At 60.0% G+C, this 14,686-nt stretch carries 16 protein-coding genes; 5 read left to right on the plus strand and 11 right to left on the minus strand.

Going from position 1 to position 14,686, the window contains the following annotated elements:
• Positions 1 to 70 precede the first annotated feature (70 nt).
• A complete protein-coding gene (gene ispD, locus VJ698_RS16570) occupies positions 71 to 769 on the plus strand; it encodes a 2-C-methyl-D-erythritol 4-phosphate cytidylyltransferase (protein ID WP_324103890.1) in 699 nt (232 codons plus the stop codon).
• Entirely contained in the window at positions 766 to 1,263 is a 498-nt protein-coding gene (gene ispF, locus VJ698_RS16575) for a 2-C-methyl-D-erythritol 2,4-cyclodiphosphate synthase (protein ID WP_324103891.1), read from the plus strand. Before ispD ends, ispF begins: the two co-directional genes overlap by 4 nt.
• A gap of 18 nt (positions 1,264 to 1,281) precedes the next feature.
• Here ispF and VJ698_RS16580 read toward each other — a convergent pair whose 3' ends face one another.
• Complete coding sequence (locus VJ698_RS16580) at positions 1,282 to 1,482, minus strand: hypothetical protein (protein WP_324103892.1); 201 nt, start codon at positions 1,480 to 1,482, stop codon at positions 1,282 to 1,284.
• Positions 1,483 to 1,622: 140 nt separating this feature from the next.
• Positions 1,623 to 2,780, minus strand: a complete 1,158-nt coding sequence (locus VJ698_RS16585; protein WP_324103893.1) for an iron-containing alcohol dehydrogenase — start codon at positions 2,778 to 2,780, stop codon at positions 1,623 to 1,625.
• Between the two features lie 270 nt (positions 2,781 to 3,050).
• Here VJ698_RS16585 and VJ698_RS16590 point away from each other — a divergent pair, with 270 nt between their 5' ends.
• Together VJ698_RS16590 and VJ698_RS16595 are read left to right on the plus strand one after the other, a co-directional pair.
• Entirely contained in the window at positions 3,051 to 3,350 is a 300-nt protein-coding gene (locus tag VJ698_RS16590) for an encapsulin-associated ferritin-like protein (RefSeq protein WP_324103894.1), read from the plus strand.
• Between the two features lie 73 nt (positions 3,351 to 3,423).
• Positions 3,424 to 3,807 carry a DUF488 domain-containing protein gene (locus VJ698_RS16595; RefSeq protein ID WP_324103895.1) on the plus strand — a complete coding sequence of 128 codons (384 nt, stop codon included), beginning with the start codon at positions 3,424 to 3,426 and terminating at the stop codon, positions 3,805 to 3,807.
• A 44-nt stretch (positions 3,808 to 3,851) separates the two neighbouring features.
• Here the strand turns inward: VJ698_RS16595 and VJ698_RS16600 are convergent, their stop codons facing one another.
• The 3 genes from VJ698_RS16600 to ompR all read right to left on the minus strand — a co-directional run bounded on the left by VJ698_RS16600 (position 3,852) and on the right by ompR (position 7,319).
• Complete coding sequence (locus tag VJ698_RS16600) at positions 3,852 to 5,018, minus strand: DUF4382 domain-containing protein (protein ID WP_324103896.1); 1,167 nt, start codon at positions 5,016 to 5,018, stop codon at positions 3,852 to 3,854.
• A gap of 170 nt (positions 5,019 to 5,188) precedes the next feature.
• The gene (locus tag VJ698_RS16605) at positions 5,189 to 6,541 is read right to left on the minus strand and encodes an ATP-binding protein (protein ID WP_324103897.1); all 1,353 of its coding nucleotides are present in this window, start codon (positions 6,539 to 6,541) and stop codon (positions 5,189 to 5,191) included.
• Positions 6,542 to 6,551: 10 nt separating this feature from the next.
• On the minus strand, positions 6,552 to 7,319 hold the full coding sequence (gene ompR / locus VJ698_RS16610; RefSeq protein ID WP_324103898.1) for a two-component system response regulator OmpR: 768 nt from the start codon (positions 7,317 to 7,319) through the stop codon (positions 6,552 to 6,554).
• Positions 7,320 to 7,520: 201 nt separating this feature from the next.
• Here ompR and VJ698_RS16615 point away from each other — a divergent pair, with 201 nt between their 5' ends.
• Positions 7,521 to 7,886 carry a hypothetical protein gene (locus VJ698_RS16615; protein ID WP_324103899.1) on the plus strand — a complete coding sequence of 122 codons (366 nt, stop codon included), beginning with the start codon at positions 7,521 to 7,523 and terminating at the stop codon, positions 7,884 to 7,886.
• A gap of 153 nt (positions 7,887 to 8,039) precedes the next feature.
• On the opposite strand, the gene VJ698_RS16620 is transcribed toward VJ698_RS16615, so the two are convergent.
• The 6 genes from VJ698_RS16620 to dapE all read right to left on the minus strand — a co-directional run bounded on the left by VJ698_RS16620 (position 8,040) and on the right by dapE (position 14,683).
• Entirely contained in the window at positions 8,040 to 8,885 is an 846-nt protein-coding gene (locus VJ698_RS16620) for a Rossmann-like and DUF2520 domain-containing protein (protein ID WP_324103900.1), read from the minus strand.
• A 20-nt stretch (positions 8,886 to 8,905) separates the two neighbouring features.
• Positions 8,906 to 9,472 carry a GNAT family protein gene (locus VJ698_RS16625; protein WP_324103901.1) on the minus strand — a complete coding sequence of 189 codons (567 nt, stop codon included), beginning with the start codon at positions 9,470 to 9,472 and terminating at the stop codon, positions 8,906 to 8,908.
• A gap of 26 nt (positions 9,473 to 9,498) precedes the next feature.
• Positions 9,499 to 10,587 carry a CaiB/BaiF CoA-transferase family protein gene (locus VJ698_RS16630; RefSeq protein ID WP_324103902.1) on the minus strand — a complete coding sequence of 363 codons (1,089 nt, stop codon included), beginning with the start codon at positions 10,585 to 10,587 and terminating at the stop codon, positions 9,499 to 9,501.
• Positions 10,588 to 10,612: 25 nt separating this feature from the next.
• Positions 10,613 to 12,589 carry an ATP-binding cassette domain-containing protein gene (locus VJ698_RS16635; protein WP_324103903.1) on the minus strand — a complete coding sequence of 659 codons (1,977 nt, stop codon included), beginning with the start codon at positions 12,587 to 12,589 and terminating at the stop codon, positions 10,613 to 10,615.
• Complete coding sequence (prmB, locus tag VJ698_RS16640) at positions 12,586 to 13,473, minus strand: 50S ribosomal protein L3 N(5)-glutamine methyltransferase (RefSeq protein ID WP_324103904.1); 888 nt, start codon at positions 13,471 to 13,473, stop codon at positions 12,586 to 12,588. The genes VJ698_RS16635 and prmB overlap by 4 nt, the downstream gene beginning before the upstream one ends.
• 82 nt (positions 13,474 to 13,555) lie before the next feature.
• Entirely contained in the window at positions 13,556 to 14,683 is a 1,128-nt protein-coding gene (gene dapE / locus VJ698_RS16645; protein ID WP_324103905.1) for a succinyl-diaminopimelate desuccinylase, read from the minus strand.
• Positions 14,684 to 14,686 lie beyond the last annotated feature (3 nt).

The raw sequence follows: 14,686 nt of genomic DNA on the forward strand, positions 1-14,686 counted from the left end.
TATAAACTATCGCACTTGGCCGCCCTCGTTGCCGTCGGAATGCCACCTTGTGCGATTTTGTCGAAACAACATGACCCCTCCACGTTTCTTTGCGCTGATTCCCGCCGCCGGGGCCGGTGCCCGCATGGGCGCCGAATGCCCGAAGCAGTATATGCCTCTCGCCGGCAAGCTGATGCTGATGCATGTGCTCGATACCTTCGCCTTCTCGCCAAAGATTGCGCATACTTTCGTCGTGGTCAGCGCCGAAGACGGCTACATCGAAGAAGCCTTGTCCGGTGCAAAGCATCTCGACGACCGCGTGACGGTGATTTTCGAGGGTGGGGCAACGCGCCACCAGTCGGTGCTGAACGGATTGATGGCCATGCGCGACCAGGTCGCCGATGGGGATTGGGTATTGGTGCACGATGCGGCGCGACCAGGGTTGACCGACGGCCTGATCGACCGTCTCATCGAGGCGGTGCAATCGGACGAGGTGGGCGGCCTGCTGGCATTGCCGGTCGTGGATACGCTCAAGCGCGGCGACGCCGAAGGCCGGGTGCAGGCCACGGTGGCGCGTGACAGCCTGTGGGCAGCGCAGACACCGCAGATGTTTCGCTACGCGCTTCTGCGCCGTGCCCTGGAGCAGGCCCGCGAGGTCACCGACGAAGCGAGTGCTATCGAAGCGCTCGGCCTCAGGCCGAAGTTGGTGGAAGGCAGCCCGCGCAACTTCAAGGTCACTTTGCCGCACGACGTTGCGCTGGCTGAATTGCATTTGAAAGGAGACGCATGAGCACATCGCTTTCCATCTCCATCCGGGTCGGCCAGGGCTACGACTGCCACGCCCTGGTGCCGGGGCGCCGGCTCGTCATCGGCGGTGTCACCATACCCCATAAAACTGGCCTGCTTGGCCATTCCGATGCCGATGTCCTACTGCACGCTATCACTGACGCGATTCTGGGCGCGGCTGGCCTTGGCGATATCGGCCGCCATTTTCCGGACACGGACGAACGTTTTGCAGGCGCCGACTCGCGGGCCTTGCTGCGCGAAGCGTGCAACCGGGTGGCCGCCGCCGGCTACGCCGTAGGAAACGTTGACGCCACGATCATCGCGCAGGCGCCGAAGATGGCGCCGCATATCGCGCAGATGCAAGCCAACGTAGCGGCTGATCTTGATGTTCCGGTTGGTCAGGTCAACATCAAGGCGAAGACGAACGAAAAGCTCGGCTTTCTTGGGCGCGAAGAGGGGATCGCCGCCGAAGCGGTGGCATTGATCTGCCGGAAGTGATGCTGGCCAGGGAGGCGTTCAGCCGCCCCCGATTCCGTGTATCACGCGTCCCGTTCCTTCGCAGTTGGCGCATTGGCTGCCGTCTTTCCTGACGCCGGTGCCGCCGCATACCTCGCAAAGATCTTCACCGCTTCCCGGCGTGCCGGGTTTGGCTTCATCGCCCGGCTTCAGGTGGGGAATGGGCTTGTCCGGCGGGCTGGTTGAGGGTGTCGTGGGCATGGTGCCTCCTGAAGTGCGAACGGCATGGAACGACACAGGTTCCATGCCGCTGTTGCCTTGTCTACCTGTCGGCATGTCAGACAGGTAGATTGGCCGCCTTGTGGGAAGTTCAAGCGCGTCGCGGCACGCCTGTTTCTGTCTTATGCGCTTGTTTCGAGCACTTTCCGGCTGACATCCAGCGTGACGTCGCGCTGCTCGCCGAGTGACACCATGCCGTGTTCGCCCAGTTGCTTGAGGATGGCATCGATGTTCTGCTGGCCGAGCTTGTAGTCGGACAGGCGGGTCTTCACACCCATTTGTTCGAAGAAATCCTGCGTGCGCTGGATTGCTTCTTCAATGCGTGCGTCCTCATCGCCCTGCGTGATGTGCCAGACGCGTGCCGCGTACTGCAGCAGTTTGGCGCGCTTGCTGTCCTTGCGCACGCGCAGCATGCCGGGCAGCACGATGGCCAGTGTCTGTGCATGGTCGAGGCCATACAGTGCAGTCAGTTCATGGCCGATCATGTGTGTTGACCAATCCTGCGGCACACCGACGCCAATCAGGCCGTTCAGGGCCAGCGTGGCGCACCACATCACGTTGGCGCGCACGTCATAGTCGTCGGGCTTCGCGAGCGCTTTCGGGCCCTCTTCGATCAGCGTCTGCAGCAGACCTTCGGCAAACCGGTCCTGCACGGGCGCGTTGACGGGGTAGGTCAGGTATTGCTCCATCACGTGTGCGTACGCATCGACGACGCCGTTGCCGACCTGCTTCGCCGGCAAGGTGAAGGTCTTGCTCGGATCGAGGATGGCAAATGCGGGGAACAGCAGCCTGCTGGAAAAAGGAATCTTGGCGTGCAATGACTTGCGCGTGATCACCGAGCCGTTGTTCATTTCCGAACCTGTCGCCGGCAGGGTAAGGATCGCGCCGAAGGGCAGCGCCTGTTTGATATTGCGGCCACGATTTTCCAGGATGTTCCAGGGATCGCCTTCAAAATGGACTGCCGCCGCAACGAACTTGGTGCCATCAATCACGGAACCGCCGCCGACAGCCAGCAGGAAATCGAGTTTTTCCTTGCGCACAAGTTCGACTGCCTGCATCAGTGTTTCATAGCTGGGGTTCGGCTCGATGCCGGAAAACTCCTGGACGGTATGCCCGGCCAGTGCAGCCATCACCTCGCCATACACGCCATTGCTCTTGATGCTGCCGCCGCCATACAACATCAGCACGCGTGCATTGGCAGGAATGACCTTTGCGAGATCGGCGATACGCCCCTTTCCGAAAAGGATGTGCGTGGGGTTATAGAAATCAAAGTTAAGCATGGGAATCTCTCTCAGCAGGATGCGGTGTCTCGGATTATTCTGATTTCTTCCGCAGCAGCCGCTTCGACGCGCAGGCTGCTTCGATCCCCATTATGACAGTTCGACTTTTATCGTGCAGGCAAGCCGGATGGCATTCCGGCGCACCGAAGTTTGGATCGGGAAACACCGATTGTTTGAGACGAAATCAGGCATTGAATTTGCCAATTTGAGCTTTTGCGGACGGCACCTGACAATGCCTGAGCCCGGGATTGACGAAACCAAGGAGCTGCTATGGCAAGTGAAGGCTATCATGAATCGATGGATAAACTGACGCCCGCGACGATGGACATGCATCGCGCGATCGTCTCGCTGATGGAAGAACTGGAAGCGGTCGACTGGTACAACCAGCGCGTGGACGCGACATCCGATCTGGAGCTGAAGCGCATCCTCATGCATAACCGCGACGAGGAAAAAGAACATGCGGCAATGGTTCTCGAATGGATACGCCGGCATGATCCGAAGATGGACGAAGAACTGCGCGAGGTCCTGTTCAAGGAAGGCGATATCGCAAGCCACGACGACAAGGACTGACAACGCTGCGCAGGGAGCGGACGCGCTTCGTGATACATTTTCAGTCACCACGGTAACCACGCAGAGTGCCACCATGACTGTCACGATCAAACTGAAGTCAGCCTATGAACCGGCCGCGGAAGACGACGGCCTGCGCATCCTTGTTGACCGCCTGTGGCCGCGCGGGATATCGAAGGAAAGGCTTGGGGCTGAGTATTGGGCCAAGGATATTGCACCGTCCAATGAGCTGCGCAAATGGTATGCCCATGATCCCGAGAAATGGGATGAATTCCGCGAGCGTTATTCAGCGGAACTCGATGCTAATCCGGATGGGGTTCAGGCCTTGCGGAGCCACTTGAAAGCGCCCGTTGTCACTTTCGTCTACAGCAGCAAGGAACATCATCTCAATAACGCTGTCGCGTTGCGCGACTATCTGAAGACCTCACGGAGCAAGGCGCAAAAAAAGCCCCGCGATTGATTTCGCGGGGCTTCTTCATGCAACCTGCTGCGACGCGAAGCCAATCACGGAGCCAGCGTAAAGTCCTTCGTCACGTCTGCCGTACCCACGTCGGCGTTGAAGATCTGTGTCGTATAGCCGGTTGCCGATGCCTCCAGCGTGTACTTGCCCGCAATGGTGGAATCGGCTGTCAGCGCAATCGGCAACGTACCGAACTTGCCGAGCAGCGGTGCTGCGGTCGGCACCGACAGGGAATAGGCACCTGTGGTCAGATCAGCTTGCTTGAAGGCGACTTCCACTTTCGGTCCGCCAGATGCATAGGTCTGGGTCGCGCGTACTGTCGCTTGCGCAGCTACCGGATTCGCGATGCCGCTGATGGTGCGCATGGTGGATCCCGCAAGCGAGACAGGTGTGCTGCTCGTGCTGACGGGAGTGGTCGTGCCCGTCGTTACCGGAACACCGGTGATGGCTGCCGTGGTGCGGCCGTCCGCCGTGATGACAACGACATATCCCGTCGAGCTGGCCGGCAAGGGTGAGAGGTTGAATGCGCCGGTTGCATCCGGCACCGTCGATTTCACGACGACGCCATTTTGTTGTGCTGTGACCACCGGCCTGGTGAGCCCTGTTGGCAGATAGCCGCTGATGCCGCCGCTGACGAGTGTAGGTATCACACTGATGACTGGCTTCAGCGAGAAGCTGCCGTTGCCGCGGCTCACAATCGACTTGCAGGCATCGAAGTCGAGCACAAGATCAACCTGCTGGTTCGCCGCGACGTCGAATTCATTGATCAGCTTGATTCCAGTCTGCATTCCGCTCGGCGTTACCAAGGGGATTTCCGTCGAGCTGCCTTCCGGGACGACAGAATTGGGCGTCGAGCCACTGGTATCAAGAACCAGGCGTACTTGCGTGTAATGGCCGGCTGGAAGCGTGGTCTTGCCGAGGTCCTGCAAGATGCCGTTGGTCAGGGTAAGGAGATTGATCTTGCGTGCGGGGCTGAGCGAGATATCGTGCCAGCCGCTATCCGTATCACTCGCGCTCGCGCTTTGATGGACGCGCACTTTCGAAACGGTCACATTCATCTGATCGAAACCGCACGAAGGGGCATCGGTCAATGAAACCTGCAGGGTTCCGGTTCCCACACCCGAGCCACCGCCGCCGCATGCGGAAAGCAAGGTGGCGAGCCCGATTGCCGAAGGGAGGGCGAGGGTGCGAACAAATTTCTGGGCGTACATGGTTTCTCCTTGGTCAAGACAGGCCGTCGGAATTCCCAGGATGAAAAGTGGCCTGACCAACATGAACTTTAATCAAGGGAACAGGCGCCACAAAGAAATTCAATGTAATAAAGTGTTAGTCACAGGGAAGATTGCCTTCCTGCAACGTGCAGCAAAGGCACGCCGCGATTTCAGGCAATGGTGCCGGTGATCGGGAGCTGGATCCGAATGCGCAGCCCGCCCTGGGGCCGGTTGGAGAGTTTCAGGATGCCGTGATGCCGCTTGATGATGCGTTCCACGATCGCCAGGCCGAGACCGGCGCCGTTGGCCTGGCCGCGCGCGGTGTCGAGGCGGGTGAACGGCCGAAGCAGGCGTTCGATTTCTGCGTCCGGCACACCCGCCCCATGGTCACTGAATTCGATGACCGCATGATCGCCTTCCGTGCGGCAGGCGATATCGATTTCGGTCAGGTTCTTTTCAGCAGTCTTGCCATAGCGGCGCGCATTTTCGATCACATTGTTGAAAACGCGCTTGAGGTCGGTTGCATTGCCGAAGACGTTGACGTTGCGTGCGATGTCACTGCTGATGCTGACGTCGCTCAGCCGGCCGGCTTCCCGTGCGCAATCGTTGAGCAGGTCGGTCAGGTTGACGCTGGCAAGTTGCGCCTTCTCGGTGGGTTTTGCGAATTCGAGGAACTGCCCGATGATGGCGTCCATTTGCGCAAGGTCGGATTGCATGCCATCGCGCGCGTCGTCTGGCAGGTGCGCCATTTCCACTTCCAGCTGCATGCGCGCCAGCGGCGTACGCAGGTCGTGCGAGATGCCGGCAAGGATAACGGCGCGATCGGATTCGACGCGATGCAGATCGGCCACCATCTGGTTGAAACTGCGGTTGGCTTCCTTGATTTCGGTCGGCCCTTTTTCCGGCAGCGGATCCGGCTTGAGGCCCTTGGCAATCGCCCTGGTCGCGGCCGTGATGCGCGCCAGCGGCTGGTTGATGAGGCGTGAAATGAATACTGCGCCGAGCAGCGACAGCACCAGTGTGGTCGTGCCAAGACCGAGCCATTGAATGCTGGAGACGCCCTCAATCCGCTCACGGTCCAGCCGCAGCCAGTATTCGTCATCATCGATCTTGAAGCTGACCCAGAAACCGGCAACGTCATTGACCTTGCCCGCGAACTTGGTGTCATCTCCCAGTCGGGCCTTCACGTTGCTCTCAAGCACCGGCATCCAGCCGCTTTCCGGCGGAGGCTCGACCACATCGGTTTTTTCCAAGGGATAGATGCGGATGCCTTCATTGCTCGCCAGGTCGAACAGCAGTTCGCGCCGGAGGTCGGGCGCGGAGTGGGTGAGCGCAGCACGCGTGATGGTGACGATCGAGATCACCTGCGCGGCCATCTGCTGTGCGCGGGGCGTACGTTCGACGATGCGAAAGCTCGCGACCCAGGCAAGGATGCTTGCCGCGATCAGGAACGCAAGCAGAAAGAAGGTTCGCCAGAACAGGCCACTCTTGAGCCAGTTCAGGCGTTTTCCGAGAAGCGGCATCGGTTGTTCTTCAGCGCGGTTGGCCTTCCGGGATGAATACGTAACCCAGGCCCCAGACGGTCTGGATGTAGATCGGATTGGATGGATCCGGTTCGATCAGCTTGCGCAGGCGAGAGATTTGCACGTCCAGGCTGCGGTCAAACACTTCGTACTCGCGGCCGCGCGCAAGCTCCATGAGCTTTTCGCGCGACAGTGGCTGGCGCGAATGGCGAGCGAACACCTTGAGGACCGAGAATTCGCCGGTGGTGAGGGAAATGGTTTCACCGCTCTTTTTCAGCGTGCGTGTCCCGAGGTCGAGGATGAAGTCGCCGAACTGGAAGGTTTGCGGCGTTTCAGACGGCGCACCCGGGATTTCGTCTGGGCCTTTGCGCCGCAGGACGGCGTTGATGCGGGCCACCAGTTCGCGCGGATTGAAGGGCTTGGGCAAGTAATCGTCTGCGCCCATTTCCAGGCCGACGATGCGGTCCACGTCTTCGCCTTTCGCCGTCAGCATGATGATGGGCGTCTGATCACCGGCGCCGCGCAGGCGGCGGCAGATGGACAGGCCATCCTCGCCGGGAAGCATCAGGTCGAGCACCAGCAGGTCATAGCGCTCGCGGATCCACAGCTTGTTCATCGCCTGGGCATTTTCTGCCGTCACGACATTGAATCCCTGTTCGGCAAGGTAACGGCGCAGCAGATCCCGTAGGCGCAAATCGTCGTCGACAACCAGAATCTTTGCCTGATGGCCGGATGCGGACTGGGACTGCGTGTTTGTGGTCGGATTTGTAGTATTCATGGCGCTATGGTAACGTCAGAAAAACAGGGAGCAACATCTGTAGCGGAAGGCATTACAAAGAGTTACAAACTTTACCTTAATCATGTTACCGCGTCGCATAACGGGGCATACACTTCACTCATCGTTCAGACCCTTCCGTATGCTAAGTTTATCGCAATAAAAACAATGCGTTACGGCAATTGTGAATAAGATTCAAGAACCATGAGACTGAGAGACATCGGTGTTTATTTCCTGCTGATGCTAGGCACCGCCGAGGCATTTGCGGACCCTGGCGGCTTCCTTCGCGACGGGCGGGAAACGGTGCGTGCATTTTTCACGCAAAACACAGTGATAGAACATCTCGACCAGCGCGCCGACTCGCAGCCGCAACCGGATCATCGCCAGACTCGTGGAGCGACCTTGCAGGACAGCAGTGGCTACAGCGCGCAGAACGAACCGAATGCCGGTGCCAATTCTTCTTTGGACAGCGGTCGCCGCCAAGCGGCACGGCTTACACCCGAAGAGCGGCGCGCACTGCGTCGCCAGATCGACGAGGCTGGTCACGATATCTACTCGCCGAAGCGCTGAGAGGCTGTTCATCTGCTGAGCATGCACTGGCTTCCAGCACAGCACTTTCATCCAGCCCGACCTTCTCCACATCACTGCAACAGCTTCTGTCGACGCGAGGTCGGATTCTCTCCGACGAACTCTCCATACAATCTTACCCTATCGGGCGCAGCCTTAAGGCTTGGGTTTGCCTGCGGATCGACGACGCGCTGCGATGTCTGATGTCAGCTTGGCCAATTCCTTGTACAGTTCGCCAAAGCCCTCATCCCATGCATGCACGGCGCGATATTGCCTGACGGCCGTCGCAATGTCGCCGCGGGCGATCGGACCTGTGAGCGCGTCGGTCGTTCCTAACCGGAATACGTTGTCGACGGCTCCCCGCGTCAGAGGTTCCATCAGCCGCAGCGCCACATTGCCGGGTATGCCGGCCTTTTCATATGCCTGCAAGGCGACGTCCAGGACGGTGACCAGATAGTTCGAAGCGAATACAGCAGCGGCGTGGTAGACGCTCTTGAATTCGGGATCGATTTCAACCGGCTGCGCGCCGACCGCAGCAAATGCCGGACCGAGGACATCGAGCGCAAGCTTGTCACCCTCCATGCCGCAGAACGTACCGGCAAAGCTGGACACCAGCATTTCCGGGACGGCGAAGCTCCGTATCGGATGAATGCTGGCGACCGACGCACCGCAAGCGGACGCCGGTGCCAGTTCCGCCGCGAGCAGGGCGCCGCTGCAATGGAAGACGATGGTTTCTCCCGTGAGCAGGCCGGTCTTTGCCAAGGCCGCGCAGGTGTTGGCAATTGCATCGTCCGGCGTAGCGATCAAGTAAATATCGGCTGTCCGCATTGCATCGAATCCGGCGACGGCTTCGCCTGCTTCCATGAACGCTACGGCGCGCTCTCCGCTTTCCGGCGAACGGTTCAAGACCTGCCGGATGTCGAAGATGCCATTGGTGGCCCAGAGCTTTCCGAGGACCTTTCCCACGTTGCCGCAGCCGATGATGTTGAGTGTCCTGGGCATGATCCGGTTCCGTTCGTTCGTCATGATCCATCGGCGACGGCTCGCCATTCCTGTTCAAGAAGCGAATAGCAACGCAGGTCGTGGAACTTGCCGGCCCAGTAGGCCTGCTCCCGGTGCAGGCCTTCGAAGCGAAAGCCGAGCCGTGTCGCAAGGCCTATCGATGCGTGATTGTCGGGATGCGTTTCGGCTTGCACGCGATGCAGGTGCATGGTGTTGAAGCCATAACCGAGCACCGCCGTCAGCGCCTCGCGCATGTAGCCCTGGCTGGCGGAGGCGCGCTCGATTTCATAGCCGATCACGCAATTGCGCCAGCTCTTATTCCAGCGAAACAAACCGCAGGTGCCAATCAGTTGCCGATCTTCCAGCCGTTCCAGCGCCCAGCGGAAACCAGTGCCGGCATGAAACCAGCCGGCGAACAGCTCCGCGAGCTGGTCGGCTTGGGACAGGTCGGTAATCGGGTCCACGCCGTACCAGCGCATCCACTCGACATCCGAATGAATGGCGAACAGTGCCGGCGCGTCGGAAGAGCGTACTTCCCGCAGATGCAGGCGTGGCGTATGCAGGCGGGGAAAGTGTTGGATCATCATGGATGCTTGCGTTGATTGCAGCCGGCCTAGGGCCTGAATCTGACGGCCGGGCCGGTCGACCAGTATTCGCCCTCGGTCGGATGCATCTTGTGCTCAATCATGCCGCGCGCGCGGAATAGCGGGTGGTCGATCGCCTCGTCGGCGCGCAGTATCGGGGTCACACAGCAATCGGCTGCGGCAAAGCGCTCGGTCCATGTCGACATGGTTTCGGCGGCAAAGATAGCGTCGAGCTCCGCTTTCACCGTCATGGCATCCTCGCCGCCAACGTGCTGACCGAGGCTCCAGTGCCTTGACTTCAGATCCGGGCGGCCCAGCACGTCGCAGCACGCTTCCCAGAATTTCAGCTCGAGCGCGCCCACTGCCATGAAGCGGTTGTCGCTAGTGCGATAGACGTTGTAGCAGGGTACGCCGCCGGTCAGCAGGTCGCGGCCGGGAGGTGCGGTGCGGCCAAAGTTGTTCACCGCCACGAGAGGCATGACGTTGTGCGCGAACACGGCATCCGTCATCGAGACATCGACAAAACGCCCTTTGCCGGTCGCCTTTGCGCCGATCAATGCAGCCAGGATGCCTTGCACCGCTGCCTGCGCGCCGCCGAGCAGGTCGCCGACCTGCAGGTTGCCCAGCGCGGGCACGCCATCCGGTCCGACATTCTGCTCCAGCATGCCAGCGAGGCCGACGTAATTGATGTCATGACCCGCCAGTTGCGCGAAAGGCCCGTCCTGGCCGTAGCCGGAAATCGCGCACATCACCAGCTTGGGATTACGTTCCTTCAGCACTTCCCAGCCCACGCCAAGCTTGTCCATCACGCCCGGCCGAAAGCTTTCTACGACGACATCGGCGCTCTCTGACATGGTGAGTAATTCCTCGCGCTGCGCAGAGTTCTTCAAGTCGAGCCGGATGCCGTGCTTGCCGCGGTTGACCGCGATGAAGAACTGGGACACTTCCTTGCGCACCGGCCCCATCGTCCGCGCGTAGTCGCCAGCGCCGGGATCTTCGATCTTGATGACTTCCGCGCCCATGTCGGCGAGGTGCATGGTCGCCATCGGGCCGGGTAGCAGACGTGTGAGGTCCAGAACGCGAATGCCTTGCAAGGGTTTGTCGATCAATCCAGTCATGTGTGCCGCCTTTGTGATGGGGGTGTCAGATACTGATCTGCTCCAATGCTTCCTGTTGCTCCAGCCACTCGGTTTCCAGTTGCTCCAGTTCTTTGGCCAGGTAGGCCTGGTCGAGGATCAAGGTTTTCAACTGCTCCTTGTTGGCGTCATCATAAATCGCGGGATCGGCCAGCTTGCCGTCGACTTCGGTTTTCCGCTGGTTCAGTTTTGCCATCTGCTCGTCCAACCGCTTGATACGCGACTCGATGGGTTTCTTCAATGCGGACAGACGCTGGCGCTCCTCGGCTTCAAGGCGGCGTCGTTCCTGACGGTCTTCGCGCGACTCAGAGACGGGTGCGCTTGCGGCAGCCGCTGTCCTTGCTTGCACGGGAGCCGCTTCGGCCTTGCCGAGCTTGGTCTTGAACAGCCAGTCGCGGTAATCGTCCAGGTCGCCGTCGAACGGCTGCAGCTTTCCTTCGGCGACGATCATGAACTGATCTGTTGTCGCGCGCAGCAGATGCCGGTCGTGCGACACCAGCACCAGCGTGCCTTCGAACTGGGCCAGCGCCATCGTCAGGGCTTCCCGTGTTTCGAGGTCGAGATGGTTGGTCGGTTCGTCGAGCAGTAGCAGGTTGGGGCGCTGCCAGACGATCAGCGCCAATGCCAGCCGTGCCTTTTCGCCACCGGAGAAAGGAGCGATCTTGCTGGTCACCATATCACCGCCGAAGTTGAATCCGCCGAGGAAATTGCGCAATTCCTGTTCGCGGGTGGTCGGTGCGATGCGGGAGAGATGCCACAGCGGCGATTCATCATGACGCAGCATCTCTACCTGGTGCTGCGCGAAATAGCCGATCACCAGGCCTTTGCCAAGTCGCACTACGCCGGCCAAGGGGCTCAATTCGCCGGCGATGGTCTTGACCAGTGTCGACTTGCCCGCGCCGTTCACGCCAAGCAGGCCGATGCGCTGGCCGGTTTGCAGCGAAAAGTTGATGCGGGAAACAATGGGCTTGTCGACGCTGGTGTGATCGACAGGGTTTTCGACACGATAGCCGGCCACCACGTCTTCCATCACCAGCAAGGGATTGGGCGCACTCAACGGCTCGCGGAATTCGAAGGAGAATTCAGCCGCAGCCCGCAGCGGCGCGAGCTCCTCCATCTTGGACAGCATCTTCATCCGGCTCTGCGCCTGGCGCGCCTTGGTCGCCTTGGCCTTGAAGCGGTCGATGAAGGACTGCAGGTGGGCGCGTTGCCGTGCCTGCTTTTCGTAAGTGGCTTGCGTCAGCGCGATTTGTGCGGCACGTTGGCGTTCGAACGCGGAGTAGTTGCCGCTGTAGCGCTTGAGCTTGCGATCATCGATATGCACGATCACATTGACGACGCCATCGAGGAAATCGCGGTCGTGCGAAATGATGATCAGCGTACCGGGGTAACGCTTGAGCCAGTCCTCCAGCCAGATGATTGCATCCAGGTCGAGGTGGTTGGTCGGTTCGTCGAGCAGCAGCAGGTCGGACGGGCACATCAGTGCCTGCGCGAGATTCAGGCGCATGCGCCAGCCACCGGAAAAACTTGCAACCGGCTGTTGCATCTGCTCCTCGGAGAAGCCGAGGCCGGTCAGAAGCTGCTCGGCCCGCGAGCGTACGGTGTAGGCGTCGGCATCCGCCAGCGCGGCGTGCAACTCGGCGATGCGAACGCCTTCCGTCGCATCATGTGGAACGCCTTCCAGTTGCAATAGTTCGGCTTCCAGCTTGCGCAGGGTAACATCGCCATCTATCGCGTACTCGATGGCCGGACGTTCCAGCGCTGGCGTTTCCTGCGCTACGTATGCCATGCGCCACTTGGCGGGAAAATCGACCTCGCCGAGGTCGGCGTGCAGCTCGCCGCGCAGCAGCGCGAACAGGCTTGACTTGCCGGCGCCGTTGGCACCGATGAGTCCAATCTTTTCGCCGGGATTGAGCGTCAGGTCGGCATTTTCCATCAGCGGCTTGATGCCGCGCGTGAGGCTGACTTGCTGAAAACGAATCATGCTTTGAGTTGGTCTGCGGTCAGCAGGAATACCATGTCATCACCGGCGCTGGTCGATAGCCAGGTCAGTTCCAGTTCGGGGAAGGCGGCTTCCGCGAATTCGCGTTCGTTGCCGATTTCGACCACCAGCACACCGTTTTTCTTCAATCGTTCTCCCGCGCCGGCTACGATCTTGCGCACCAGGTCCATGCCGTCGGTGCCGCCGGCCAAGGCCAGTTGCGGCTCGTGCCGGTATTCCTGCGGCAGTTTGCTCATTGAGCCGGCGTTGACATAGGGGGGATTGCTGACGATCAGGTCGTACGTCTTTTTCGGTAGTCCGGCGTACAGATCGGATTCGACCAGGTTGATGCGATCCTGCAATTGATAGTCATCGACATTCCGATGCGCAACGGCCAGTGCGTCGGGTGAAATGTCGACGGCATCGACCTGCGCGTGGAGGAAGGCATCTGCCAGCATGATCGGCAGGCAGGCGGATCCGGTGCACAGATCAAGAATGTCCGTCACGGATTCCGCATCAGCGATCCACGGCGTGAATTGCTCCGGAATCAGTTCCGCAATGAAAGAGCGCGGCACGATGACACGCTCGTCCACATAAAAGCGGTAATCGCCGAGCCATGCTTCATGCGTAATGTAGGCGGCCGGTACGCGTTCCGCGGCGCGACGCTCGATCATGTGCAGCACGGCTGCGGTTTCTTCCGGCAACAGGCGTGCATCAAGGAAGGGGTCGAGCTTGTCCAGCGGCAGCTTGAGCGTGTGCAGGATCAGGTAGGCCGCCTCATCAAAGGCATTGCTGCTGCCATGGCCGAAAAACAGCCCGGCGCTATTGAAGCGCGTGGTGGCGTAGCGCAACAGGTCGCGAATGGTAGTGAAATTGGTTGGAGTCATGGCAAGAGTTTGATTGTTGGCGCTGGCGTGTCTGCGCCATTATCCTCTCCCGGGGTGGGAAAGGAACCGGACGCAGGGGCAATCAGAGCAACAGATTTTCCAGGGTACGGCGATAAATGTTCTTCAGCGGATCGATATCTCGCACATCAATGTGTTCGTCGATCTTGTGAATGCTGGCATTCGGCGGACCGAATTCGACCACGTGCGGGCAGATCTGCGCAATGAAGCGTCCGTCGGACGTGCCGCCGGTGGTGGAGAGGTCAGCGTCGATGCCGGTTTCTGCCTTGATGGCCGCCGTCAGCGCATCGCTCAGGGTGCCACGCGGCGTGAGGAACGGCAGGCCGCTGATGACCCACTTCAGGTCGTAGTCGAAATCGTATTTGTTCAGGATCGCATGCACACGCTGCTGCAGGCCTTCCACTGTGCTGGCTGTCGAAAAACGGAAATTGAAATCGACCACCACTTCACCCGGGATGACATTCGATGCGCCGGTGCCGCCATGAATGTTCGACATCTGCCATGAGGTAGGCAGATAGTACTCATTGCCGTCATCCCATTTTTCCGCGGCCAGCTCGGAGAGTGCGGGAACCGCGAGATGAATCGGGTTCTTCGCCATTTGTGGATAGGCGATGTGGCCTTGCACGCCCTTGATGACCAGTTTGCCGGACATCGACCCGCGTCGCCCGTTCTTGATGACGTCGCCCAGTTGGTCGGTGGAGGTCGGTTCGCCGACGATGCAATAGTCGAGCTGTTCGCCGCGCTCCTTCAGTGCGGCGCATACCACTACGGTGCCATCCGTGGCCACGCCTTCCTCGTCGCTGGTCAGCAGAAAACCGATGGAGCCGTTGTGCTTCGGATGAGCAGCGACGAATTCCTCGACGGCCACCGCCATGGCTGCCAGCGACGTCTTCATGTCTGCGGCGCCGCGGCCGTACAGCTTGCCATCGCGCAGGGTGGGCGTGAAGGGATCGGAATGCCATTGATCGAGCGGGCCGGTCGGTACGACGTCCGTGTGGCCGGCAAACACCACCAGGGGTTGTGCCACTCCCCGGCGTGCCCAGAGGTTCGTGACCTTGCCTGACTGGATCGACTCGCATTGAAATCCGAGTGGTTTCAGCAGTTCGATGATGCGCTGCTGACATCCCTTGTCGTCGGGCGTGACTGATGGGAGCGCGATCAGCTCTTTGGTCAGCGCGAGAGTTTTGCTCATGGC

The sequence above is a fragment of the Noviherbaspirillum sp. genome (assembly GCF_035254685.1).
In the GTDB taxonomy this organism is placed as follows: Bacteria; Pseudomonadota; Gammaproteobacteria; order Burkholderiales; family Burkholderiaceae_D; genus Noviherbaspirillum.